The organism is Nostoc sp. (assembly GCF_036917435.1).
Lineage (GTDB): Bacteria > Cyanobacteriota > Cyanobacteriia > Cyanobacteriales > Nostocaceae > Nostoc.
In genome coordinates, this window is record NZ_JBALDM010000051.1 from 1 (window position 1) to 26,056 (window position 26,056).

23 protein-coding genes are annotated in these 26,056 nt (G+C 41.4%); 6 read left to right on the forward strand and 17 right to left on the reverse strand.

Annotation, left to right across the window (positions count from 1 at the left end):
- The coding region (locus V7K98_RS25225) for a hypothetical protein (RefSeq protein WP_335026894.1) at nucleotides 1–182 on the forward strand (182 nt) is incomplete at its 5' end.
- A gap of 179 nt (nucleotides 183–361) precedes the next feature.
- On the opposite strand, the gene V7K98_RS25230 is transcribed toward V7K98_RS25225, so the two are convergent.
- The 4 genes from V7K98_RS25230 to rpiA form a co-directional block, all read right to left on the reverse strand.
- Nucleotides 362–1,708, reverse strand: a complete 1,347-nt coding sequence (locus tag V7K98_RS25230; protein ID WP_335026896.1) for an FAD-binding oxidoreductase — start codon at nucleotides 1,706–1,708, stop codon at nucleotides 362–364.
- 19 nt (nucleotides 1,709–1,727) lie between these two features.
- Complete coding sequence (locus V7K98_RS25235) at nucleotides 1,728–4,031, reverse strand: COG1470 family protein (RefSeq protein ID WP_335026898.1); 2,304 nt, start codon at nucleotides 4,029–4,031, stop codon at nucleotides 1,728–1,730.
- Between the two features lie 13 nt (nucleotides 4,032–4,044).
- Nucleotides 4,045–6,279 (reverse strand): hypothetical protein, encoded by a 2,235-nt coding sequence (locus V7K98_RS25240; protein ID WP_335026900.1) that lies wholly within the window; start codon nucleotides 6,277–6,279, stop codon nucleotides 4,045–4,047.
- A gap of 454 nt (nucleotides 6,280–6,733) precedes the next feature.
- A complete protein-coding gene (gene rpiA / locus V7K98_RS25245; RefSeq protein WP_335026902.1) occupies nucleotides 6,734–7,441 on the reverse strand; it encodes a ribose-5-phosphate isomerase RpiA in 708 nt (235 codons plus the stop codon).
- A gap of 192 nt (nucleotides 7,442–7,633) precedes the next feature.
- Here rpiA and V7K98_RS25250 point away from each other — a divergent pair, with 192 nt between their 5' ends.
- A complete protein-coding gene (locus tag V7K98_RS25250; RefSeq protein ID WP_335026904.1) occupies nucleotides 7,634–8,110 on the forward strand; it encodes a hypothetical protein in 477 nt (158 codons plus the stop codon).
- 145 nt (nucleotides 8,111–8,255) lie between these two features.
- Nucleotides 8,256–8,930, forward strand: a complete 675-nt coding sequence (locus tag V7K98_RS25255; protein ID WP_335026906.1) for an S-layer homology domain-containing protein — start codon at nucleotides 8,256–8,258, stop codon at nucleotides 8,928–8,930.
- Between the two features lie 156 nt (nucleotides 8,931–9,086).
- On the opposite strand, the gene V7K98_RS25260 is transcribed toward V7K98_RS25255, so the two are convergent.
- Nucleotides 9,087–10,328: a hypothetical protein gene (locus V7K98_RS25260; protein WP_335026908.1), complete on the reverse strand. Its 1,242-nt coding sequence runs from the start codon at nucleotides 10,326–10,328 to the stop codon at nucleotides 9,087–9,089.
- 420 nt (nucleotides 10,329–10,748) lie between these two features.
- Here V7K98_RS25260 and V7K98_RS25265 point away from each other — a divergent pair, with 420 nt between their 5' ends.
- Both V7K98_RS25265 and V7K98_RS25270 read left to right on the forward strand, forming a co-directional pair.
- Entirely contained in the window at nucleotides 10,749–11,369 is a 621-nt protein-coding gene (locus V7K98_RS25265; protein WP_335026910.1) for a CBS domain-containing protein, read from the forward strand.
- Between the two features lie 50 nt (nucleotides 11,370–11,419).
- Complete coding sequence (locus tag V7K98_RS25270) at nucleotides 11,420–11,602, forward strand: hypothetical protein (RefSeq protein WP_335026912.1); 183 nt, start codon at nucleotides 11,420–11,422, stop codon at nucleotides 11,600–11,602.
- A 13-nt stretch (nucleotides 11,603–11,615) separates the two neighbouring features.
- On the opposite strand, the gene V7K98_RS25275 is transcribed toward V7K98_RS25270, so the two are convergent.
- The 5 genes from V7K98_RS25275 to V7K98_RS25295 all read right to left on the reverse strand — a co-directional run bounded on the left by V7K98_RS25275 (nucleotide 11,616) and on the right by V7K98_RS25295 (nucleotide 15,302).
- A complete protein-coding gene (locus V7K98_RS25275) occupies nucleotides 11,616–12,731 on the reverse strand; it encodes an LptF/LptG family permease (protein ID WP_335026914.1) in 1,116 nt (371 codons plus the stop codon).
- A gap of 327 nt (nucleotides 12,732–13,058) precedes the next feature.
- Nucleotides 13,059–13,787: an LPS export ABC transporter ATP-binding protein gene (gene lptB, locus V7K98_RS25280; protein ID WP_335026916.1), complete on the reverse strand. Its 729-nt coding sequence runs from the start codon at nucleotides 13,785–13,787 to the stop codon at nucleotides 13,059–13,061.
- 30 nt (nucleotides 13,788–13,817) lie between these two features.
- Nucleotides 13,818–14,315: an LptA/OstA family protein gene (locus V7K98_RS25285; protein ID WP_335026918.1), complete on the reverse strand. Its 498-nt coding sequence runs from the start codon at nucleotides 14,313–14,315 to the stop codon at nucleotides 13,818–13,820.
- Nucleotides 14,316–14,547: 232 nt separating this feature from the next.
- A complete protein-coding gene (locus V7K98_RS25290; RefSeq protein WP_335026920.1) occupies nucleotides 14,548–14,940 on the reverse strand; it encodes a DUF309 domain-containing protein in 393 nt (130 codons plus the stop codon).
- Entirely contained in the window at nucleotides 14,937–15,302 is a 366-nt protein-coding gene (locus V7K98_RS25295) for a ferredoxin thioredoxin reductase catalytic beta subunit (protein ID WP_334810291.1), read from the reverse strand. Before V7K98_RS25295 ends, V7K98_RS25290 begins: the two co-directional genes overlap by 4 nt.
- Nucleotides 15,303–15,761: 459 nt before the next feature.
- Here V7K98_RS25295 and V7K98_RS25300 point away from each other — a divergent pair, with 459 nt between their 5' ends.
- Nucleotides 15,762–16,418, forward strand: coding sequence for a PEP-CTERM sorting domain-containing protein (locus tag V7K98_RS25300; protein ID WP_335026922.1), 657 nt, complete (start codon nucleotides 15,762–15,764; stop codon nucleotides 16,416–16,418).
- Between the two features lie 139 nt (nucleotides 16,419–16,557).
- Here the strand turns inward: V7K98_RS25300 and V7K98_RS25305 are convergent, their stop codons facing one another.
- The 7 genes from V7K98_RS25305 to gcvP form a co-directional block, all read right to left on the reverse strand.
- Nucleotides 16,558–17,721 carry a DUF58 domain-containing protein gene (locus tag V7K98_RS25305; RefSeq protein ID WP_335026924.1) on the reverse strand — a complete coding sequence of 388 codons (1,164 nt, stop codon included), beginning with the start codon at nucleotides 17,719–17,721 and terminating at the stop codon, nucleotides 16,558–16,560.
- 181 nt (nucleotides 17,722–17,902) lie between these two features.
- Nucleotides 17,903–18,154 carry a BrnA antitoxin family protein gene (locus V7K98_RS25310; RefSeq protein ID WP_335026926.1) on the reverse strand — a complete coding sequence of 84 codons (252 nt, stop codon included), beginning with the start codon at nucleotides 18,152–18,154 and terminating at the stop codon, nucleotides 17,903–17,905.
- Nucleotides 18,117–18,410 carry a BrnT family toxin gene (locus V7K98_RS25315; RefSeq protein WP_335026928.1) on the reverse strand — a complete coding sequence of 98 codons (294 nt, stop codon included), beginning with the start codon at nucleotides 18,408–18,410 and terminating at the stop codon, nucleotides 18,117–18,119. The genes V7K98_RS25310 and V7K98_RS25315 overlap by 38 nt, the downstream gene beginning before the upstream one ends.
- A 298-nt stretch (nucleotides 18,411–18,708) precedes the next feature.
- Entirely contained in the window at nucleotides 18,709–19,446 is a 738-nt protein-coding gene (locus tag V7K98_RS25320) for a hypothetical protein (protein WP_335026930.1), read from the reverse strand.
- 63 nt (nucleotides 19,447–19,509) lie between these two features.
- Entirely contained in the window at nucleotides 19,510–20,250 is a 741-nt protein-coding gene (locus V7K98_RS25325) for a DUF6585 family protein (RefSeq protein ID WP_335026932.1), read from the reverse strand.
- 131 nt (nucleotides 20,251–20,381) lie between these two features.
- The gene (gene typA / locus V7K98_RS25330) at nucleotides 20,382–22,172 is read right to left on the reverse strand and encodes a translational GTPase TypA (RefSeq protein WP_335026935.1); all 1,791 of its coding nucleotides are present in this window, start codon (nucleotides 22,170–22,172) and stop codon (nucleotides 20,382–20,384) included.
- A gap of 916 nt (nucleotides 22,173–23,088) precedes the next feature.
- Nucleotides 23,089–26,025 carry an aminomethyl-transferring glycine dehydrogenase gene (gcvP, locus tag V7K98_RS25340; protein ID WP_335026937.1) on the reverse strand — a complete coding sequence of 979 codons (2,937 nt, stop codon included), beginning with the start codon at nucleotides 26,023–26,025 and terminating at the stop codon, nucleotides 23,089–23,091.
- Nucleotides 26,026–26,056: the final 31 nt, after the last annotated feature.

Genomic DNA, 26,056 nt, shown 5'->3' on the forward strand with positions numbered 1-26,056 from the left:
TGTTATTTCGGCGAACCCATTTGTTATTTCGGCGAACTCATTTGTTATTTCGGCGAACCCATTTGTTATTTCGGCGAACCCATTTGTTATTTCGGCGAACCCATTTGTTATTTCGGCGAACTCATTTGTTATTTCGGCGAACCCATTTGTTATTTCGGCGAACCCATTTGTTATTTCGGTGAACCCATTTGTTATTTCGGTGAACCCATTTGTTGTTTCGGCGTGTCCATAACGCACCCTACGAAACTACTAGAAGAGTTGAAACCTATACTAGTCATACTTGTGTGTACACCGTAGCCGAGTCGGAGAGGGAAAGATTTGAACTTTAGTTCAAGGCAGGGAGAGGTTGGCCAAACTCACGTTAATTTTGATTTGGCAATTGAATAACCTTACTTTTGCCGGGATTCATCAACCGATAGGGATCAACTATTTCTTTAAATTTTAACTGTTCAGGATCAATAACTTTTCTGCCTCCGTCTTCAATAATATAGGTGTGAGGATTGGCAATACTCACACCTTGTTCTTCGTGATAGCGGATAATTTCATTGAGGCGTTCTTCTGTGGTGTAACGTACAAGTTGCAAAGCACCAGGAACTACAGCACCGTTAACCCGAAAAAATTCCAAATGCATCATTACCTCATCGCCAAAGTGATGATACATCTGCTCTACTAGTTGCAAATTGCTCTGGCGGGGAAACATACTTTGTAAGTAGGTAATTCCAGTATCTACACTCCGGGCGTGTAAGGTTGTATGATTCCAGCTAAATTCTGCTAAATGTGTCCCTTTTCCCGCTTCTTCGGCTGATTTTTTATATGTAATCTCTCCGCCGTATTTCTGCACCAAACCCGGTAAGAATTCCAAACTTGATTCAGCAATTATCAAAAATACTGCGTGAGTCTCTTCAGAAATGTACTCTTGTAGGGCGTGAAAGTATTGGGGAATTGGGGATGCAAAGACAGAAATCAACTTCTTAATCATGCCATCAGTATTGCCAACAGCCTGACCAAATTTTGCTGCTGTCATAAACTCATCAAAGGTGACAATGACTTCTGCCCAAGGATAAGCTGGCCCCAGGGGGATTTCGACTTCGGTAATGATGCCGTTAATTCCCCAAGCATGATTCACTTTTTGTACATCATCGCCGCGTAATTCGATCGCGCGGGGTTCATCTTCTACAGTTACCACACGCAATGCTAAGATATTACCGCGATCGCCAAGTAACCCATATTGGATCGAACCAATGCCCCCACTTCCGCCAGCAATAAAGCCGCCAATTGTAGCTGTACGGTATGTGGAGGGGGCCATGCGGATTTCCCAGCCAATCTCTCTGGTTTTCTTATCCAAAGCCGCCAACTTCACCCCAACTTCTACCCGCGCTACGCCAGGTTTCACCCAAAGAATCTCATGCATCCGTGTCGTATCTAAAATTACGCCACCATGCAAGGGTACACATTGCCCATAATTCCCAGTTCCCGCGCCCCGCATTGTCACAGGTACACGATATTTGGCACAAGCGGCTGCAACTTTTAAAACCTCTGTTTCATTAACGGGACGCACAACTATATCCCCAACTTTTCCCTCTAGTTTCGGCACTAGCACCGGGCTAAAGGTGTGATAATCCTGAGATAATTTTGCTACTTGGATGGAATCTGTGATTATTTCTATGCCTTCTAGAGAATTAATCAGGGCATCTAATTTTGTTGTCATTATTTTAATTATGAATTGTTTAAAAAGCTCGTCTCTGAGGTAAGGGAGCCTTAAATGGATTACTACTAGGTGGCACAAGTGGAACTGGGTTAATGCTGGGTATGGGAGTAGGCACTACTTTGGGAATTACTCTGATAGCAAATCCTCTCTCCTGGGCTTGTTGCTTACCAGATATATCGTTAATTTGCAGCGAAATTTTAGTTGGAAAAGCTAGATTGACTGGAAGGCTTTGTGAGCCAATTAGTGGAACGTCATTTCCGTATGGCTGAAGTTTAACCTGAATATTTTCCCCTTCAACTATCCAATTCAAATTGGCGGTTGTTCCTTCATTAAGTTCTAGATTTGGTTGTTGAAGCCCGTTGATTGTGAAAGAAATAATCTTAAATGGCTTAGGTAATATTTCTATTTTAGATTCAGTCTTTTTGGAACTTAATTTGCTACTTCCATTGTTAGAAACTGCTTTGATTTCAAAAGCGAAATTTCCGGCTCTATTTGCGGCTAAAGGAATATTTTTACATTGTAGCTGTTGATTAGTTTGTGTACATAGTTTTTGCAGCTTGAGGTCGGTAATATTACCTTGAATAAATTTATAATTGATTGGTTCTCCATAAGATATACCATCATCTCCGATGCCAGTAATTTGAGTTTGCGACAACAATAATGGACGTGCAATTGACCAACTTAAAAGAATATTTTGACCTTTTATATACTGTCGTTTATCTGCTTGAAAATTTATGATTTCTGCGATTTGTTTTTCAGATATTTTTACTGGAATCTCTTTTTCGACAGATTGGGTCTTTGGAGACAATATTTGTATACCATTACGATAAAAAGCTTGTAGCTTAAAAGTGTAATCACCTTTTGTTGTCACTCCAGTTCTAATGTTGCTACAAATTAAATCTTGTTTTTCTTGCACCTGACAAAGAGGTGTACTCGCTTTACTCAGTGTTTCAGGAATACCACGGCTAAAGTCATAGATAATAGGCTCAATAGGTTGAGAACCTTTGGTTGTAAGAACTAACTTTTGCAACTGTTTATACTGGGAAATTTCCCAGTTCAAAGCAACTTCGTCACCTTCAGTAATTTGAGAGTCCTTGGCACTAAAAGTTTCTAATCTCAAAGGTTCGGGGTTTAAAATTCGCCAAATGATAAATCCTATTCCTCCTAATAATCCCAAAATTGCCAAAATCAACAAAAGAAATTGCCACCAAGGGCGGGGTTTCCATACCAAACTACCTTGAGGCAATGTGTTTGGTATGGGTAAATTTTGTGAGTCTTTGATTTCCAGTTGAAAGTTGACTACTAATCCTGCACCAAACCAAGGTTGTCGCCACCAAGGTTTAGGTTTAACTCTCAAATTGCTGATAGCAGTTTTATTTGGTAATAATCTGACTTCAGTCGGATCTAATTTATAAATATATAGTTCTTCTTCATCTCGACTTTTTAAGCTTAATATCAGTTCGCGGACAATATTACCCTGGTTTGTTAGTGATAATTCGTACTTCCCTACACTCCGGCTAACTTGTCCTAAAATGGTATTGAATTCTATATTTAGATGATAATTTGTCGGAACTTGAATATATACCAAATCTAGTAATACTAAGTCGGGAGAGTTTTCTGAATACAAGCGGATTGTTGGAGAATAACTTCCTGCAAGGGTATCACCTGGTGGATGAAATCTCAAAAATATTTGACCCTGATTACCAGGATTTAGTTCTAGTGCAGTCGCATCAGAAATTAATCCTGGCCCCTCAAATCCAGTGGCTGGATAATTGATTGTGAACCAGTCATCATCTAAATCTGGGCAACTCAAACGGAACCTATCTACGAGATAAGAGCGATTATCAACTATCACCTCTACTTGCAGAGGCTCACTAGGTTTAAAAATTAACGGTTTGTTGGGATTGGTATTCGGTCTAAGCGAAAATGTCGGGTCGTTTATCCGAATTGCAGTCTGTTCTTGTAGTAAAACTTTAATTTGATTGGCGAAGGTTATTGGTGTATTTTGGGGATAATGGAGAGGGGAATCTACAACTAATGTATAGTCATAGGTTCCGGGAAGAGCATTTGCGGAAATTTGAAACTCAAATTTTACTTCGTCACTATTTTGCCCTGGAGCTAATGCTAAACTTTCTCTCGGAGAACTAGACCAGCCGGTTAAGTTTTGAAATACTTCATCAAAAACAAAATATAAGTCAATAACCGCGCTTTGATCTCCCTGATTGATCACAACAACATAGAGTTCAATGGTATCTCCTGGCATCCCAAATTGAATTCCAGGTGGATTGATAATAACTTGCAGTGGATTGAATTTAGCTTGCATGTCATTGACTCTCTTATTTAATGTGGTGTAGTTTGACTTGAAAATCTTCTCCACCACTCACAATCATGGTTCCTTGATTAGTTTTCAAGTCGATACTATTGATTTTTTTAGAGCTTTGGTAAATTGTTTTACCTTCTGCTGCCTTTGTTTTATCGAGTTTATGTTCGGGGGTTAAATACCAAACGACTACTCGTCCATCATCACCACCACTTACTAGCAAACTACCATCATCACTAAATGCGAGACTACGCACAGATGTTTTTGATGCTGGCCAACGGTCTATTGGCGAACAATTGAGTTCATTTACTTTTTCGAGTGGATTCGGATTTTTGGAAGTTTGACACTGATTCAAATTCCAAATGGTAATGAATCCCGCAGAATCGGAGGTGGCGATGATTTTTTCTGCCGAGTTAGGAACAAAAGCCAATCCCCAAATATAGTCTTCACGCCCAACTAATGGGTCTAGTTTTTCTAGATTTTGCACTGATAAATTTGGTAATTGTTTATCAGATTGGGCTGGATTCCATTGCCACAAGATGAAACGCTTAAAGTTTCCGGCAATTACTAGAGTTTTTGCATCTGGGCTGAGATTTAATGCCCGGACTTGGAAACCTGATAGTTTCAATGTACTTTGGACATCGATAACTTGCGGTTCTGGCAGAAAATCGCTGTTAGGCGCTGATCTTGACCATAATCTAACTTTACCACTGCCATAACCACTGAATAAATTAAGTGAGTTTGAGGTAAATGCTAAGTCAAAAACGCGATCGCCTTTTGCTTTAGGATCTTTAGTATCTTGAAGTTCGCTAATTTTTTGCCCTGATGGTACATCTCTAAGTTCAATTACACCATTATCTAGACCAACAGCCACGCGATCGTTTTGCAATGGCATGAAGCGTAAGACTTCTACAGCATCATCAGTAATGGCCATCAAACCTTTAGGCTGTTGCCGTTGTTCGCAAGCAACTGGTTCCCCTGCATAAGTTGCGCTATTATCGGGGTCTAAGTTATCAGAATTAATTCTCCAAAGTCTTAATGTACAATCATCTGAACCACTGACCACTGATAAACCAATGCCACTAAAACGTACTGATTTGACAGAACGTGTATGCATTACATCTCTTGGTTGCAGTATTAATGCGAGGAGTGCGGCTAAGAGTGCGATCGCAGCTAGCTGTAGCCATACAGGTATAATTGGCAGAGTCTCTACTTCTAATGTCTGCGTGGCTGGGTCTGTACTCCCTAAACGTTGGTCGGATAATTCTGATTTCGCCTCTAATAATAGAGTTTTGCCGATTCCTACCCAAGGGCGTTTTGTTTTCACATCGAGGATTACTTTAGTTGTCTCTCCTAGATGAAGATTGGCATCCTCTGGAAGTTTTTTGAAACTACATTTTCGCCAGTCTCTGCCCTGTACCTGCACATTAATTTGCTGGTTGAGGTTACTAGCATTTTTAAATAGTAATTCAAAGGAAGCTGTATCAGATTTCCAGTCAGGCAACCATGCTGATTTACTAGGGATTTTGAGGTGTTTTTGGCTAGTGGTAAAGTCTATAAAACCAACTGGTAAAACTTCAATCTTGCCTTCCGCATTGCTGGGATAACCATTATTGCTAACAGCTTCAATAGTAAAAGGGTAATTTTGACTAGGCGCTTGCACTACAGAAGGAGGTTGACATTGAAATATGGCTTCTGCTAATCCACCAGGATCGAGAGATAATCGGCGTTCTGCACTACCTGTCAGCCAAGATGGATCAACGCCTGTAAAACGTAGTACCACATCAGTTGGTTGTTGCCCTAAGTTCCGCACCCGTACTGGTATATCTATCGAATTGCGGGGATAAACTTGGAACTCTCGCACAGGTAATTCCACACTTAAATGTGTTGGTCTGTTGTCTCGCTCAATTTTTAGGCGTAGCACAAGTCTGCACTGTTGTGCTAATTGTGGTGAAAAAATATTCACCATCAAGTTGACAGTACCGACAAATCCCGGAATGGGTGTATTGAATATGAAGACTTGGAAGATGGTGCTACTACCTGGTGGTTTAGCTGCTGCCACCTCTGGTTCGAGTCGATACCAGCGATATCCAGTGTTGCGGGTTTCTCCGGCGGCGGTAATTTCTACCTGAAAATTGACAAAGCGATCGCTATCATTATTGACAGTTACCTCAAATGATACAGGAGTATCACCCGGACGAAAGGTTAGATTCTGAGTAGAAAGACTGGCATTAATAACACTTTTTTCCATGTTATTACCTATACTATTTTATTGTTTTGTATAACTAACACGATTAAAAAATTAATATCTGCTCTGTGAAAATTGGACAATAGTTCCTTTGATTTGATTATTCAATACTGTGTAATAAATTTGTCAATTTTAGGACTTACGCAAAAAATAGCCCAAACAGTGATTTTCCAGTAGGGAAAAAAGTTAGTAAGTATATAGTTTTATAACTCTCAGTAGTTGTCTAGAAATCCCGTAATGACAAGGCTTAAGTCGGTTTTAGTTTCCCTCATGACCTAAACTCGAAATAAAAAAACGCTCCCCTTAATCCCTCCCCGCGTGCGGGGAGGAGAGACAAAGCACAGCTTTGGCGGGGTGGGGTTCTTTGGGTTTAACAAGTAACCAAGCGGACATGATGTCATAGCTTAATTTTGGATTTTAGATGTCTCTGAAATCTAAAATCCAAAACCTATAACTTTTACAGTTGACGCACTAATGGCTGACCATCTTTGACTTCACCAATCAAAACTAAATCGACACAGTTAACAAAAATCCCATTTTCCAGAACGCCGGGAATGTTATTCAATGTCTTTTCTAGACCGGCTGGATCTTCAATAGAGTCAAATCTGACATCTAAGACAAAGTTACCTTGGTCAGTAATCACCGGGCCAGCTTTTTTTATACCCATACGGAGTTCTGGTTTACCACCAAGTTTTTTAATCGCATTGGTAACAGGAGTAATGGCCATTGGAATTACTTCTACCGGCACAGCGAAACTAGAACCCAAGTGGTCTACTAATTTACCACTATCTACAACAACGATAAACTGTTCTGCCAAGTAATCTACGACTTTTTCGCGGGTATGTGCTGCACCACCGCCTTTAATCAAATTCTTCTGCGGATCGACTTCATCTGCCCCATCAATGGCAATATCGATGTGGTCAATAGCATCCAAGGTGGCGAGAGGGATACCGTACTGCTTCGCCAGCACTTCTGACTGAAAAGAGGTAGGTATACCAATGATATCTTTGAGTTCACCAGACTTAAGGCGATCGCCTAAATACTGAATCGTATATGCTGTAGTTGACCCCGTACCCAACCCAACAATGGAACCTGATTTTACCAGGGCGGCGGCGGCTTTGCCAACTTCTTGCTTCATCAACTTTACGGGATCTGTTGCTGTCATTTCCAAAACTCCTGAAAAACTGACTATAGTCCATAGTAGTGGGGAGATAACCTCAAAAGATGAAAGCTAAAAAACAAGTTTTTGCTAATTTCTACTTCCTTTTTTAGAAACTTATAAAAAATAAAACATTCTAGTGTCCGGGACAGAGGAGATCGTTCATGTAAAAAGATTGTATATTAATATACTAATTTTATGAAACCCTTGCAGCATACTGCTCTTACCTTTGAAAAACTTTTCGCTGAGATTGACCCCAAAGTAGCAAATACTTTCACAGTGGAGCAATTAGAAGCCATCAAAAGGGGTTTTAGCTCTCCTGTTTGGACTCCTCATTCTTTAGACATAAGAGTTTCAGTGCCAATTCCCGGATTAAGGTTTTATCTGGTGTTGCTAGCAGGTTCAGAACGTCGCTCTCAAGTGCGTTTACGCTCTGAAAAAGGTTTATATCCTTTTTGGACTCCTGTAAATATTTTGTTCATCATAGGTTTTTTAAGCATTCTCTCGGTTTCTGGCTATACTATATTTTCTTTTATATTGTCTTCACTTACTCCCCTATCTACCAATTACCCAACTTCAATTCCTTGGATTTACGATAATTCAGAATGTGAACACACTGGTAGAATCTGGCACGATCAGAAATGCTGGGATTCTGAACACAATCCTAATTTTTAAAGCTACACCTACGTAGCTACGCAACATTGCCCAGCCTAAATTCGTCACTAGCTGAGTTACAGGTTATTAGGAACACTAAATTTTGCGTTAATCTCAGTAACGTAGTTTTTGAAATTCTCGTTAGCGGCTAAAAGTGGTTATGATAATGCGTCAGCTTTCAATTACTCTATCTTTAATGGTATTGCTACAAAATTTGCCAGTAATTGCTCAAGTGCCAGAAACTACTTCTGCAATCCCATCTGATTCCATTCAACAAGTGATTGCTGCTAAATGGATGACAAACTTTTCTGATGGCAAGTTTTATCCAGAAAGGTTACTGAGTCGGGCTGAATTAGCGTCAATTATGGTAAAAGCATTTCGGCTTGATAAAAGACAAGCTGTTAGCAAAGAAAATTTAGCTATTCCAGATGTTCCTAGTTCTTATTGGGCATTTAATGATATACAGACAGTCTTAAAAACTGACATCATGAAAGGCTATCGCGGTAATGAATTTTTCCCTAATCAAAAAGTGACAAAGGCGGAGGCTCTGGCTATTTTCGCCCAGGCTTATGGTGTATTTCAGTTTCCGGATGACGCTGTGAATGAGATTCTAGCTTCATATCCAGATGAAAAGTCTATCCCAACTTGGGCTAGAAAAGCGATCGCTACAGTAGCTACTGAGGGATTTCTCAATAGAGATGCTCAAGGCAATATTTCTCCATTAAAACCTGTTACCCGTGGAGATATGGCTTATGTATTAAGTAAATATTTACAACGACAACAACGACAACCCGAAACACCAGAAGTTCCGACTATCCCAAATAGCCCACAATCACCTTAAGTAGATCGGTGCAATTAAAGCTAACTAGTGGGGGCTGTCATTTGTCCTTTGTCATTGGTAGGGGTTTGAAGCCTGTTTACGTTTCATAACATAGTTGAATTTATTTCCGCCGACTTACTTAGTTAGACTTTATCCAGTTAAGCGATCTGCTAACAATCAGTTTTGACCCGGAGTTCTATACTTGTCTCGAAGCTGGCGAAGATATAAGGAATTAGACTGTGTTGGTTGCTGCTGCACATAATTAGACTGTGATGGTTGTGTCGGCTGCTGCAAGCCATAATTCCCATAATTAGACTGTGGTGGTTGCATTGGCTGCTGTAAGCCATAATTCCCATTTATGGGGGTGACAATGCCTTGATTGGGAATCTGGCTAGAGTAAGGTGAAATATTACTTGGTGCGGTAGAGGTGACTGGGGACGTAACTGGTGCTACATTAGGCAATACCTGACCATTATTTAAATTATTGTAGGGATTTTGTGGTGAGTTCGTACCCGTTGAGGTGTAGCCCGTCCCCGGAGTTAACCCATTATTGGGTAATACCTGACCATTATTTAAATTATTGTAGGGATTTTGTTGCAAGTTCCTACCCGTTGAGGTGTAGCCCGTCGCTGGAGTTAACCCAGTAATTGGTAGAGAATTCTGACTGGTTAAGCTGTTGATAGGTGGTGTTAGCGTTGTTTTTGAGTCAGAGACTTGTCCCAAACCATTTGGCACAGTTGCATTACCATTGAAGCTAGACAGCTTTTGATTTGTCGATTGGTTGAGTGCTGCTTGCAGAGGGCTGATGAAGACAGAATTTTGATTTTTGTTGGTTTGATTGGTGAATCCAATTCCCAGACTAGAAGATGTTCGTTCCTCGCCTGTTGGTTCAGACGGTGCATTAAAGCTCTTGAAACCGAGAAACTGATTATTGTTATCTGCTGTCCCAGCCCGCAATAAATTTTCTGTTTGTACAACAAAGGGATTTTTCGCAATTGGGGAGGTGTCGCCATTAACGCCTGAAGCCGGATTTAATTTGGCATCACTAGCAGACTTTTGTTTATTAATTACATCCTCTAATAAGCTTTTACTCCCAGTATCTTTTGCCTTTTCATTGGGGGTATTTGCCGGTAGTGAAAGACTTGCTTGCTCAAAGTCATTAAACAAAACCGGTAGGTTATCAATATCTGCTGCGATCGCTCTGTTTTCTTCTGAAAGTGAAGAATCAACAGGCGCTTGGGAAGCAACTTCTTTTTTTTGCTTATAAGCGAAAATGTCTGGATTTGACCAGTATTCCCAAGTTACTAGCCCTAGTACAGATAAAAAAATTACAGTTACCCAAAAACCAGGTCGTCCTAAATTCAATAATCTGGCTTTGAGATAGCGGAAGTAGGCGGGAGGATAATCACGATGTGACATAGGATTCGTAATTGAAATTTACTCAGAATCAGGCAAATTTGACGGAATTTGAAGATGTTACTGTTTAATGCTTTTACTTTCCTCAACAGGAAAATATCTCAAGTGAACTTGGATAGTAATTTTATCCTAACTTCTCTATCAGTTATTAGTCATTACCAATAGGCATGTATAGTCAAAAATTTACTTTTTAGCGGCTGGAGTCCTTTGGCAAGATTTTCTAGAAAGTTATGGTTAGTTTTTGGGTATTGGTCACATTGGATAACATCACGAGTTGACAGTTGTTCTAAGTTTATTGTTGTAGCTGGACAAAAGTTCGACTTTTTTACTTTCTAGTTAGCAAACTGTAGGCTGCAATACTTCGATACATACGCCTGTGAGGGCGCTGTGCCGCACCCTACTATTTACCAGGAGACTACAGCAATGATGAAAGCTGAAGATATCATGACCAAAAACGTAGTTACCATTCGCGGTTCAGCGACTGTCACTGAAGCAGTAGGGCTGATGAAGGAAAAAAAATTGCGGGCGCTAGTTGTAGATATTCGCCATGAAAATGATGCTTATGGTATTGTCACAGAAACGGATATTGTCTATAAGGTAACAGCCTACGGGAAAGATCCAAATCAAGTGCGGGTTTACGAGATCATGAGCAAGCCTTGCATAGTGGTAAATCCTGATTTGGGTGTAGAGTATGTAGCGCGGTTATTTGCTAACACTGGTATTCATCGCGCCCCTGTGATTCAAGGCAAGCTGTTAGGCATTATCTCAATTACCGACATTTTGACCAAAAGCGACTTTGTGGAAGCCCCAAAAGCGCTACTGCTGGAGGAGAGAATTCAAAAAGCAATTGAACAGTCTCGCGCTATTTGCACCGAACAAGGTGCTTATTCTAAAGCCTGTGCAGCTGCTTGGGATGAGGTAGAAGAACTCCAAGCAGAAGCTGCTCATCAGAAAGCTGAGGGTATGATATCAGCCAAAGTCTCTTTTGAAGAATATTGCAAGGAAAACCCAAATGCACCGCAATGCCGAAATTCTCATCCGTAATTTAGGGAATGGGGAATGGGTAATGGGTAATGGGGAATAGGGAATGGGGAATGGGGAATGGGGAATGGGGAATGGGGAAGAAGCAAGGAAGCAGGGGAAGCAGGGGACAAGGTGACTTGAGTGAGAACTTAAACAAGTCTTTCTCGTTCCCAATGCCCAATGCCCAATTCTCAATGCCCAATTCCCAATTCCCAATTCCCAATGCCCAATTCTCAATGCCCAATTCCCTCTAAAGAATTATCCCCCTTAGCGTTTGGCAACTCGTATCAATAAGAATAGACCTATTCCCAAAAAAAGAAAGTTGGGCAACCAAGCTCCCATAAAGGGAGAAAGGGAACCTGTTTGCGCGATCGCACCAGTAATGAAGAAAATTAAGTAGTAGGAAAATATCACTACAACGCTAATCCCAAAGCTGGTACCTCTTCCAGTTCGCTGGGGGATGCTTCCCATTGCTGCACCGACTAAGCCAAAAACTACGCATACAAAGGGTAAGGAGATTTTTTGTTGAATTCGCACTTCGAGTTTACGAATTTTTTGGCGATCGCCACCAAGATATTCTACTTGTAGTTGATCTAGGGCTTCAGCAATATTCATCTCACCATAGTCTCGGCTTTTTTCTGCCAGACTTAATGGCGTGCGCGGTAGTTGCAGTTGTTGGTGTTCAAATCTGATGATGTTGCGATAGGAGCGATCGGCAGCAACAAAATAGATCGTACCGTTGTAAAAATCCCAGAGATTTTGGGAAGGATTCCACTGGGCTGATTCTGATACCACAATTTGATTCAGATTTTTTGTTGAACGGTCTATAATTGTCAAACCTTTCATCCGCTTACCATCAAATTGGTCAGCATAAAACAAGCGTGACAATATTCTATTTTTAGAACCATCCGCTTGGGTAACATCCTGGTATTCAGGATAGAAAATATTTTGCTGTTTTAAAGTTGGCTTGTCTGATTTGAGGGCTTTGTCTAGAGTCATCGTCGCTTGGTAATTTGCTGCTGGTGCAATTTGTTCGTTAAACACAAATGTCATTCCTGTAACCACAAGACTTAACATCACAGCAGTTAGTACTATGCGATAGACGCTGACTCCACAACCACGTAGGGCAATTAGTTCACTGTCGCTAGAAAGACGACTATAGGTCATCAAAGTAGCTAACAGGGTAGACATGGGGAAGGCTAAAACAATAAAGTTGGGAAACTTTAGCAAAAAAACCTGAATGGCAATGTCTACGGGTAGCCCAGATTCTACGATTTTTCTGACTAGATCAAATACAGCATCAATAGTGACACCAAGTGATGAAAATGCTCCGACACCAAATAAAAACGGCGCTATCAATTCGCTAGCAAGGTAACGATCCATGATCGTAAAAGGTAGCAGCGAATAGAGGTTGTAGAAAGACGGGAAATTCTTTGAAATCATAAGCAATTTAAAATTTGCAACACTGGTGGAGGCAGGGAGCAGAGAGCAGGAGGTAGAACTAAAATAGTCTTCATATTTTGTGTTGAAGTCTAATTTGTGTACTTCACTTAATTGCAAACTGCTGTATTTGCCGTATTTAGGATAAAAGTTTAATTCAGTTTAATTCTCAATGGCTGAAGAAGCAGAATGAAATAAATTAATCAATTGATAATTAAAATTAAATATAAAAATAGCCTTTGAAAAATTATTAACTAAATAATTATGAATTTAGACTTGAAAATTATCTCCTAAATAATATTGTCGAACTAAGGGATTGCTGTAAAGTTCGTCAGCACCGCCAAAAGCGAGAATTTGTCCTTCGCGCATGATGTAGGCGCGATCGGTAATGGCAAGGGTTTCGCGGACATTATGATCTGTAATTAAGATTCCCATACCGCGATCGCGCAGTTCGGCGACAATGTGCTGAATTTCTGAAACTGCGATCGGATCTACTCCCGCAAATGGTTCATCCAAAAGTAAAAACTTTGGCCCTTCTACTCCAGCAGCTAAAGACCTCGCTAATTCCGTCCGCCGTCGCTCACCACCAGAAAGTTGAATTCCTTTACTATTGGCTAATTTTTCTAACCGAAACTCCCGCAGTAAAGTTGTGAGTCGCCTTGACCATTCCCGTCGTGGCACCTTCGTTTGTTCCAGCACCAACAGAATATTATCTTGTACCGAGAGTTGGCGGAAAACACTTGGTTCTTGTGCGAGATAACCAATACCCAATCGCGCCCTTTGGTGCATTGCCATTGCCGTAACGTCCAGATCGCCCAACCAAACTTTTCCTTGATTGGGTTTTTCTAAACCCGTGGCAATGTAAAAAGTCGTCGTTTTACCAGCCCCATTGGGGCCTAGTAAACCAACAATTTCCCCCTGACCAACAGAAAGATTAACACGATTGACAATTACTCGCTTGCCGTAAGATTTGTGAATATTCTCTAAAACAATTTTCACGCTAGAAGCACCCTTTCTTGGTGGTAAATGCTAATTAGAAGGCTTCAAAGGTGGTGTCTTTGGGACAGGTGGGGCAGTTTGTCCAGCATTATCTGATTCCTGAATCATGTAGATAGACTCCACCTGACGGTTGGATTGAGGTAGAGCAACAAATCGCCCTTCATCAATTAAATACGTTACCTTCTCTGCCCGGATACTGTTACCTCCCTGTTGCAAAATATAGACGTTACCACTGAAATCAATTCGGCGTTCCTTACTAAAGTACTGTGCTTGGGCAGATGTTGCCTGAATCTGACGAGAAGGATACAACATTTGCACATTACCGCGAGCGGTGACTACTTGATTTTTCGCGTCATATTCTTGCACATCAGCGCGGATAGTCAGGGGGCGATTGTCTTTAGTTGTTTGTGCAGTAGCGGTTTGCAGTTGGGTAGGGAAAACAAAAGCGCCCAAGAGTGCAACTGGCAGCATTAAAGCTAATCCAAAGCGACGGAACTGTGACATGGGCAATTGATAGCAGGGCATCATAGGAGTTAGAGATTCGGGATTTCAGCTTGCATTCTAATTATCTCAAGTACTTTATCCAGATTATGAAATATACAATCTGGAGTGATTTACGATAACTACTGGCTGAAATAGTGACGCTACCCCCAACCTCAAGGTTTCAGGTAATTGGCATCTGAGTGAAAATGACGTAGGCACAATTCATAAACTGTGCCTGCGAAGGATTTCGGGCAACGCATAATTAATTTACCAGATGTCAATCAGTAGATAGCACAATTTTAGGCAAAGATAAAACTTGATTTTCACCCAGATCGCCTGATGTAATCTTATCTGGCCCTATTTGTTGTAATGTCGTCAACAGTGCTGCGCTCTGACTCAATAGCTCATCTACATCAACGCCGCCGTAACTAGATGGGTAACGCCGTAGGCGATTGCCACCTTCACCCAGTAGAATTACTGCACCTCGCCAGTTCCGATTCTCCAAATGATAAAGCGCCACAGAGATTTGGAGAATGCCTTGATAAAAGGTTTTTTCTGGTTCACTGGCTTCAATCCATAAAGCCTCTAAAGTGTCATGACAGGCGTAGAACTGACCAGAATTGAACTGTTCTACGCCTTGCCAAAACTCTTGGGGGATGGTTTCGCTCATCCCATACTGTCTCGGACTTCTTTAATGGTTTCGAGAGAGATGTCTTGTTTATCTCCAGCAAACTCGTTGTCAGAGGTGAGGAACAACATACAATGACACTCTTTGCGTTCTCTCATTGGCACACAAGGGCAGTTCCAGTAGGTGGCGTGGACTTCAGCCTCTTTATCTTCGTAATGGCGACAGGGACATAAAGGCGCACCTAGTTCGTCTTTATGTTTGGCTAGTCCTTCAATCACAACTGCGGTAACAGAAGGTTCAGAACAGAAGTATGTTCCAGTCCGCTTGGCGTATTGTTCGGAAAAATGCCGCATTGCCTCTAGGCTTCTATCGCTGGATTTTGTGTTATGTTCTGATGTGATCATGTCGCTCATAATTTAAATATTTCTTTGCATTGTACCTCAGCCTTATGTAGGGATTACTGGGTGGATTTCCCCAACCTTACCAGCCAAGATTGTTTTACCTTTGCTCAAAGGCTGATATGTCCGGTGTGCTGGGATCAGACAAAATCTTAAAAATCACAGAAGTTTAACTTCTAAGCTAGTCAAAAATCAAGTTGTATCTTGAGGCAGACTTGAAAAGTGAAGAGGTTGATTTACGCTCATCAAAAAAAGTACGCTGTGATGCCTCTAAGCGAAGACAACAAGGGTAATTCCTATATAAGCAATTATGCTAGCCTCTGTACTGAATTATCTTCATCATAACTTTATAAGAATTCATCGTTTTAATAAGTAATAATACTCATTATTGTTGGCAATTAGTGTATGTTATGAGGCGTGTAACAAAAACAGCACAAAATTATCACGAGTTACCACTACTAACGTATGAGTATTTCAACCGTTGCGAAAAAGTTATCGACTGCTGCGATCGCAACAGTAATTGTTTTGGGAATAGGAGCAGTAGCACAAGCAACTGTTTTAACATTTGATGATATAAGTCCTCTTCCAGATTTTGCAAATCCTCTAATTCCTAACGGCTACGGTGGATTTAATTGGGACAATTTTTACTACTTAAATGGCTCGTACTCGCCTACTTATCAAGGCTATAACACGGGTAGAGTATCAGGAGACTACGTAAGCTTTAATGGGCAGGGCGAATCTTCTTCTCTAGTCAGTAATAGTATTTTTGACTTTAACAGTGCTTACCTCACAGCTGCTTGGTATGATGGTCTTTTAGTTACTGTCGAAGGTTTAAAGAGTGGCACAACCCTGTATTCAAAAACTGTGGCTGTAGATACGATAAAGCCAACTTCAGTTAATTTTGATTATGTTGGTGTTGATGAATTAAGGTTTACGTCCTTTGTTGTTAATCCAGATGATTTTATAGGGAAGGGTGGTGGGACACAATTTGTGCTAGATAACTTTACCTTTAATGAAAAAGCTACGTCTGTTCCCGAACCTACATTGCTACCAGCGCTACTGTCAATAGCTGCTTTAAGTGCTGGATCAGTACTAAGACGTAAACAGCTAAAGCAAAGTTAACTTAAACCTTGCCGAGTGCCTAGAAGTTGCGGCTAGACAAACAAAGCTTACCTCCGTAGGCTAAAAGCTTTACAATTTGTAGAGATCGGCTTTGTTAGTATAGCCCTTCTAGTCTTTAGTTTTTTGCCTAAAGTATTGATCAATACGAATGTAACGTTTTTTGCAGTTGGGGTTGTAGAGCGCGATCGCTTTGCACAAAAATACCAGGATGATCGCGATTGATTATCTCTTGTTCTACTGGTGAAGAAATATTTGGCCACAAAACCCAGCGACTACCTTGAGGAAGAGTAGCAACACTCAAAGGATTCTGAGTCAACCAAATCAAGGGATGACTTTTAGGAACTACTGAACTAGCATCTTCTGTATTTGTTGTTGCTGCTAAAGTTTCTAGTACAAAGCGATCGCCTTTAATTAAATCTGTCGATGCTGTCCATAGTTGCACCTGTAATTGCTGTTGCTGTGCGTAAAAATACAGTGAAGCTGCGGCAATTACTGCTTGTTCAAAGTTTTCTTCTTCCCAATTACTAGCACTATCAAGGGCAATAACTATTTCTTGGCCACCTGTCACCATTTCTAACTCCCGTACCCTTAATTCACCATAACGGGCGCTAGTTCGCCAGTGAATGAGACGGGTAGGATCTCCCAGGCGATAAGGACGGAGCGATCGCACCAGCCCTGTTGTCGCTGTCTGCAATGGTCTACCACGAGGATCGCCCCTTTTGCTCTCTTCTTGCCCCATTTCGTCTACCAAGGGGCAGGTAGCCAAGGGTAAGATTGTGGGATAGACGATCGCTGTGGCAGCACAATCACGCTGACGGCGACACCAAAACAATCCCAAAGGCGCACCAGAACCTAGTTCAACTGTGTGCCAACGATAAACGCCCCGGCGCTGGGTAGGGTGGTAATATACCCAACGGTAACTACCTTGGCTAGGAATTGTTTCGATCGCCTTTTGTGCTGGTTTCCCTAAGACGAAGGGTAATATATCCTCGACTTGCAATAAACTTACAGGCTGCTGTGTCTGATTGCAGATTTCTAATTCCACTGTCAGATCGTCGCCTGCTGACACAGGTTGTATGGGACGGCGAGTGATGGATAGACCTGTGAGCGATCGCGGCGGTAAGATAGCTGCTACACCCAAAAGGGCAAAACTGATGCCGCTAATGGCATACAGCCAACCAGCCATCGTATTGATACCTGCTCCAAAAAAACAAATAGCGGTCGCTGCTAGTACCCAACCGCCATAAGTCGGGGTACAAGCGCGGGTTTCTAACCAATTGGTGATGGGTTTAATAATTTTCATGTTTCTTTTTTAACTCAACCCCACCCAAAATTCACAGTGTCTCAGGGGTTGTGCCTGATGTTCTTATTGAAACCGCTTTATATTTGGTTGGTTTATGACTGCTTGCCATTTGAGCGAAGTCGTACTCAGGACGTAATTCATCTTCTATTTCGTTTTCAACTTCCTTCTTCATAAAACATCTTTACATCTTGTGAGCCTCTGCATAAATGCGTAGTGCCGCAGCCATTTTCTTTTCATAATCCTCGCCTTGAGATTGGAACCAAGCCAGCGTTTCAGGATCTACTTGGACAATAACATTCATTGGTGTTACAGGTTTCCACCACCGTGAATTACCAAAAAATTCCTCGGTTAAGGGAGGAATATCAGATGTATCAATTTCCTCTTCTGTGAGTGAGTCAACTTTGTCCCAGTTCGTCCTTGAGGAATTGTTCATATCGTTTTCGTTCATAAGGCAGAGCTTTGCGAAGTGAAATAATTCGGATTGTTTGCTCGTCTGGTTCTGTAAAAACTACAACCACAACACGTCCATCAAGTATTCCCAACCCAATCCATCGATCCTCGCCGTAGTCTTGACGTTCGTCTAGAGAAATACGTAGTGGTAGATTGAACATTCTGGGAGCGTCTGCAAAATCAAGTCCATGCTTTGCAATATTTGCTTGGTTCTTTTGGTGATCCCACTCGAATTTCATACCTTGATTTTACCGGACTTTGATCGCTGAGACGAGATTGCTCGCCGCACAGCAGAAGAGGATGAGTTAGTACCCAAGATGCAGATTTTTTGATTATTGCAAGTTATAGGCTTGATCATCCTGGTATTACTTACTGCAAAAAAGGAACTCGTTCAATTGGTGAAATCATTCAAACCAAGGTTTGAATTTATGAGGTGATGACACCTGAAGAGATGATAGGACGTGTAGAGTTTGTGTGAAATGAAAGCAGTACCAAGCATAGCGCGGATAAACTTGAGTGGATATTCAGCTGCTCAGTCTATTGCTCTTTGTCTAATAACTTGTGAAGTTTACCAGCAATAGAGTGGTGTTTGTGCTTATGTTGTAGGTACTCGTACAAAGGTTTGTGCTGTAGCTGCAACGCCTCAATCTGTTCCTGCGAAAAGGTATTATGAAGTGGATCTGCATAATTTTCTGGAAACTCCATAAAATTCCAAATCACGAACAGCGATTTAGATGACAAGCTATGTATCGAAGATATCCTATCCTTCGGCTCTCCAATTTTAGGAAGACTGGATTGTTTTGCTGCTTCATCAATATTTAAACTCGGATCGCTAACACCATAGAAGAACGCAGAAGTAATATGCTCGTCATCGGGGTTCAAAATTTCCCAGAGTTGATGCCGATATCGATCAATTTCTATTTGCAAGATAATTTTGTGTTCTTTCTCTGTAATATTTTTTGAAAGTTCTAAGGATTGCTGAAGTCTGCGAGCTACAGAAATATATTTACGTCTATCGTTATTCCTGTCACTTAGTAAGTTAACAGCATGATCAAAGCCTGAAAGTGACTGCTCAAGAAAAAATTTAGAACGCTGTATCTGCTTATCTGCTGTTCTTGAAGCTTCAGTTAGAAATACACCAAAAAGAGCAGCAAAAGTTGCAGACGGAATGATACTATCAATCCTATTCTGAAAGTAAAGAATAAGACTTCCAAATGCTGCCAAGAAAAAGAGCCATCCCAATACTTGTAATAGTGACTTAGTGAGTTTAACCATACTAATTTAATGTATTACACCCCACCACTAACTTGAGTGTTTAATATTTGTTATACAGGTTGTTTACGTATTTTCAAGAACTGTATTAGTCATTTCTAGAAAAATATATAAATTGTATATTGTCGATACTTCCGTAACATACCAATTCTTGTCCAGCCAACCACTATTTTTTTTCCTAATATAAAGTTTGCCTGCTGAAATATCTATACGTTCAACCTCTAACCAAGGTAATGTAACATTTTTAGTTTTTATTCCATGTTTACTGATTGTTATTTCTCCAAAAAAAACCTCTTTTCCTGCATTATAGTTAAACTTGAGGCTAGGCATCAGGTGTTTAAAAAGTTCATAATTTAAATGCTTACCTAATTCCTCTTTAGCAATTATTTCATCAAGAATTATTCTGTTACCATCTTTAGTCTGAATAGTGTACTCATAAGTCGTTCTACCAGTAGGAATTATAAAATATAAATAATATTTAGCGCTGTATTGCCATAGCGCCACAATATCACTAAAACTTATAATGCTTATTTTATTGCTTGACTGATAAACTAATCCCTTTTCATATAGAAATAAACGGTCTTTTAGTATATCTATAATACGGTATGCTAAAACACCAGCTATTATAAGACATACTAAGCTTAATATTAGGCTTACACTTCCTTGAGGTAAACCCAATAAAAATTGGGAGATACTAAACAAAATAAGACAAAAAGTAATACCAATAATCTTACCAAGTTCTCTGGAAATTTTTGGTTTAAATTCTTTAACAAACTTTCCTAATATAGGATGGTTACGCTGACTCATGTGTGATGTACATCATATATTATTAGACTTGTATTATTGTTATACCCATTTTAAAAATGATTGTTACACACATAGCAAACAAAAAAGCCCACACTAGTGGGCTTTCTAAATTAATTAAGTTACAGTTTTACTTACCGTTTCGCCAACTTCTTCGACATCTTCCGCAGACGAATCGATTGGGGTGTAACTTCCACCAATTCATCGGCTGCGATGTATTCCAAAGCACGCTCTAGGCTCATGTCTATCGGTGCTTGCAGTTGCACCAATTCATCGCCACCAGCAGCCCGGTGGTTAGTCAACTGCTTGGTCTTACAGATATTTAGTTCCAAATCTTGGGAACGAGTGTGTTCTCCCACAATCATACCTCTGTAAACCTTTGTGCCGGGAGTGATAAAAAATGCTCCTCTATCTTCGGCGTTTCTCATGGCGTAGAAGGTAGAAACACCCTCTTCAAATGAGACTAAAACGCCTTTGTTACGGGCTTCTATTTCGCCACTGAATTGACGGTAATCTAAGAAGCTGTGGTTCATGATGCCTTCACCACGAGTCATCCGCATGAATTCACCCCGGAAACCAATCAAACCACGGGCGGGGATGACAAACTCTAACTGGGTGCGATCGCCACTACCTGGTTGCATATCTTGCATTTCGCCTTTACGTTGTCCCAGGCGTTCGATACAGCTACCCACACCATCAGCAGGAATGTCTAACACCAAAAGTTCATAAGGTTCGCAAGGTTGACCGTTAATTTCACGGTAAATAACCTGTGGCTGAGATACCTGAAACTCGAATCCTTCCCGGCGCATGGTTTCAATTAAGATACCTAAGTGGAGTTCTCCACGACCGGAAACGAGGAATTTATCGGGAGAATCGGTTTCTTCGACGCGCAAAGCCACGTTGGTTTCGAGTTCGCGGAATAGGCGATCGCGTATTTGACGGGAAGTCACCAACTTACCTTCTTGACCAGCAAAGGGCGAATCATTCACCCAGAAGGCCATTTGCAAGGTTGGTTCATCCACTTTAATTAGTGGTAAAGCTTGCGGATTGTTGGGATCAGTAATGGTTTCCCCAATATAAGCATCAGCGAAACCAGCCACCGCCACAATATAACCTGCGGTTGCTTCTTCCATGTCTATCCGCTTTAGTCCTTCAAAGCCCATCAATTTGGTAATTTTACCCTTGACGATGGTGCCATCTTCTGTAATTAAAGCTGCTTGTTGTCCTGCTCGGATAGTACCGTTGTGAATTCTGCCAATTACAATCCGTCCCAGATATTCAGAATAATCTAGGGTTGTAACTTGCAATTGCAGAGGCTTGGTGCTGTCGCCCACTGGTGATGGAACGTGTTTCAGAATCGCGTTAAACAAAGGTTGCATATCTACCGATTCTGCTTCCAGGCTTTCCTTCGCAAAACCTGCCATACCAGAGGCAAACAGATAGGTAAAATCGCACTGGTCTTCATCTGCCCCTAATTCCAAGAACAAATCCAAGACTTTATCAACAGCAACGTGGGGGTCAGTTTGTCCACGATCAATTTTGTTGATGATAACGATGGGGCGTAGCCCTTTTTCTAAAGCTTTTTTCAAGACAAAGCGTGTTTGGGGCATGGGGCCTTCGTTGGCATCGACAATTAGAAGACATCCGTCAACCATGCCGAGTACACGTTCCACTTCGCCACCAAAGTCAGCGTGTCCAGGAGTATCAACAATATTAATTAGTGTTTCTTTGTAGCGAACGGCTGTATTTTTAGACAGGATAGTAATACCCCGTTCCCGTTCTAGGGCGTTGGAGTCCATAACGCAATCCGGAACGTCTTCGCCTTCGCGGAAAATGCCGGATTGTTTGAGGAGTGCGTCAACCAGGGTGGTTTTGCCGTGGTCAACGTGGGCGATAATGGCGACGTTGCGAATTGGGAGCGTCATAGAAACTTTTGGTGAACTCTAGAGGGGGTTTTGATATTTACATTTGAATGCTAGGCTTTTTTAACAGAATTGGGTATGATTAGCAAAACTCTGTAAAGAACCTTTAATAATTCTACCTTAATCGTCACAATTGCGGTGAGTTTTGTAAACGCTGCTGATATTGGAAGTTAGGCAGGCTAATTTTGTCTATTTAAGGTTAAATTGTTTACGTGATATTTTTGTAAACTTTAACTCAGGTAGTTAAAGGGTAGGTAAATATATGGTTAAAATTTCTCAAGATATTTTGTGTACCTAGACTTTGCAATTGCTTCATTCGCAATGACAATATATTTGATAAATTTGCTTTCATTGGGACGCTCTCTTGGCTAGGCAATAAATTATATTGATTATTGATGAAACAGGCGATAAAAACAAAGACTCAACGACAGATTCTGTCAAAAGACAGTTGCAGTTACAGCTTATGAATTATTTGAGGAGATGACATTCTTTCTGAATCTTTGAAGTCTATAAAGCCGCAACTTAGGTTATTAGAATTAGATATTTATCAGACTTAAGACTTACGCAAAACTACATACGGTAGGGGCAATTCATGAATTACCCCTACCTAGAAATAAGGGTTTCGGCTATTACTTACGTAAGTCCTAAGACTAAGCCAATCTTCGCTAACGGCAGAGATAATTTTTACATCTGTAACCTATCCTAACGACAGATAAAAAAATTAGCTCACCCAGCACCACATAATAGCAATCATTAACTTTTCCCTCTTTCTCAGTGTCCTCTGTGCCTCTGTGGTTCGATTATCAAAGTTACTTTTCTCACACAAAGACGCAGAAAGAGTCTTTGCGCGAAAAATCCCCTTAACTTTCTGAAAACGAGAGTTAAGGGGAGCAAATTTTAACTAAACTGTATAGCTATATCAGGAATAAGCATCCATTGGCAGACAAGAACAAACAAAATTTCTGTCACCAAAGGCTGCATCAATTCGACCGACAGCCGGCCAGAATTTATATTCACGAGTCCAAGGCGCAGGATAGGCGGCTTGTTCACGAGAATAATGATGATGCCATTCTCCGACAATCAGACTTTCGGCGGTGTGGGGTGCGTTCTTCAAAACATTATCTTGAATATCCACCTTACCTGATTCTATTTCAGCGATTTCTTGGCGAATAGAAATCAAGGCATCACAGAAACGATCCAACTCTTGCTTAGATTCACTTTCTGTAGGTTCCACCATGATTGTACCCCCTACAGGCCAGGAGACAGTCGGCGCATGGAAACCGTAATCAATGAGACGCTTGGCTACATCATCGATTTCGATCGCGGCTGATTTTTTTAGCGATCGCAAATCTAAAATACATTCATGGGCAACTAGACCATTTTTCCCCTGATACAAAACCGGATAGTACGATTCCAGTTTCTTGGCGATGTAGTTAGCACTGAGAATCGCCACCTTAGTTGCTTGGGTTAAACCATCAGCACCCATCATGGCGATATACATCCAAGAAATCACCAGAATACTGGCACTACCCCAAGGTGCAGCAGCAACAGCACCAATATTCGAGTGCTGAGTTGAGTTGTCGATAGTTACAACAGGATGTCCCGGCAAAAATGGCACAAGATGAGAGGCTACCCCAATGGGCCCCATACCAGGGCCACCGCCACCATGAGGAATACAGAAGGTTTTGTGCAAGTTTAAATGGCAGACATCCGCGCCAATATCTCCAGGACGGCAAATTCCCACTTGGGCATTCATATTTGCCCCATCCATGTAAACTTGTCCACCGTGACTATGAACAACAGCGCAGATTTCCTGAATTGGTTCCTCAAAGACACCGTGAGTTGAGGGATATGTCACCATTAACGCGGCTAATTCATGGCTGTGTTTTTCTGCCTTAGCCTTCAAGTCATCAACATCAATATTGCCTTGTGAGTCACAGGCAACTGCCACCACCTTCATACCGCACATCACCGCACTCGCCGGGTTTGTCCCGTGTGCAGAGGTGGGAATCAAACAGACATTACGGTGTGCTTCACCCCGATTTTCGTGATATTGACGAATTACTAAAAGTCCAGCATATTCGCCCTGAGAACCAGCATTTGGTTGTAGAGAAATTCCGGCAAAACCAGTAATTTCAGCTAACCATGCCTCAAGTTGCTCAAACAGGAGTTGATAACCCTGAGTTTGCGACGCGGGTGCAAATGGGTGAATCTTGCCGAATTCCTCCCAACTTACCGGAATCATCTCTGCTGTTGCATTCAACTTCATTGTGCAAGAACCCAAGGGAATCATCGATGTTGTTAGCGACAAGTCCTTAGCTTCTAGCTTGTGCAGATAGCGCAATAATTCAGTTTCTGAATGATAGCGGTTAAAAACAGGATGGGTGAGATATTTACTGGTACGGGAGAGGGTTGAATTATCTAGATGTGATTTGCGCTGTGCTGCAATTAAGTCTCCAATTTCTTTAAAACCGAACAATAGACTATCAGGCGCTGCAAAAATCTCCAAAAGCTCTAACAAATCATCTACTGTAGTTGTTTCATCTACAGAGATACCAACGGCATTGTCATCAAAAATCCGCAGGTTAATATTCCGTGCTTGACAAGCTTCGAGAATTACTGCCAGGCTGCGTGTTCCCAACTCCACGCGCAATGTATCAAAGAAATGTTCAGAACTAATTTTGTAACCCAAATGCTTTAGTCCTGCTGCCAACATTAAAGTTAGCTTGTGGATATTCTCCGCAATTTGCTTAAGTCCATCTGGCCCGTGATAAACAGCGTACATACTCGCCATTACCGCCAGTAGCACCTGTGCAGTACAAATATTACTAGTAGCTTTTTCGCGGCGGATGTGTTGTTCGCGGGTTTGCAAAGCCAGACGCAGTGCAGGTTTACCTTGAGCATCTTTTGATACTCCGACAATTCGCCCTGGAACCAGCCGCTTATACTCTTCTTTCGTTGCAAAGTATGCCGCATGAGGCCCCCCAAACCCCAACGGAATACCAAATCGCTGGGTGCTACCGACAGCAATATCAGCACCAAATTCCCCAGGAGGGGTAAGCAAAGTTAAACTTAAAGGATCTGCTGCTACCGTCACCAATGCACCCTTAGCATGGGCTTTTTCTATAAAAGCGCGGTAGTCGTAAATCGTGCCATCACTTGCGGGGTATTGCAGAACAGCCCCAAAAATTGGTAGATCAAAATCAAATGTTTGATGATCGCCGACAATTATCTTAATACCTAATGGTTTAGCACGTGTTTGTAACACGTCAATAGTTTGGGGATGGCATTCATCAGAGACAAAATAGGCATAAGCCTGATTTTTGGAGACACCATAGCTTAAACTCATTGCTTCAGCTGCGGCTGTAGCTTCATCAAGTAGCGAAGCATTGGCAATTTCCAAACCTGTGAGGTCAATAATCAGGGTTTGAAAATTTAGCAGCGCTTCAAGTCGCCCTTGGGCAATTTCTGGCTGATAAGGAGTGTAAGCAGTATACCAACCTGGGTTTTCTAAGATGTTACGCCCAATCACAGGAGGGGTAATAGTGTCGTAATATCCCATACCGATGTATGAACGGAAAACCTGATTTTTGTCAGCAACTTTTTTTAAGGATGCCAGTGCTGCATACTCACTTTCGGCTTCTGGTAACTTTAGCGGTTGCTTCAGCCGGATTGTCTGGGGAACTGTTTTGTCGATTAGGGCATCCAGGCTGGGAAATCCCAAAACCTTAAGCATAAGCTGGATGTCGTCGGAGTTAGGGCCAATGTGTCTTGGCGCAAAACTACTTAATTTTTGACTTTTTTGGTTCAGCACTTGCTGCTCATTTGATTTGAGAACAGGGGCGTTCAATACCACAAATTACTCTCCAGATAGTACTATTTCATAT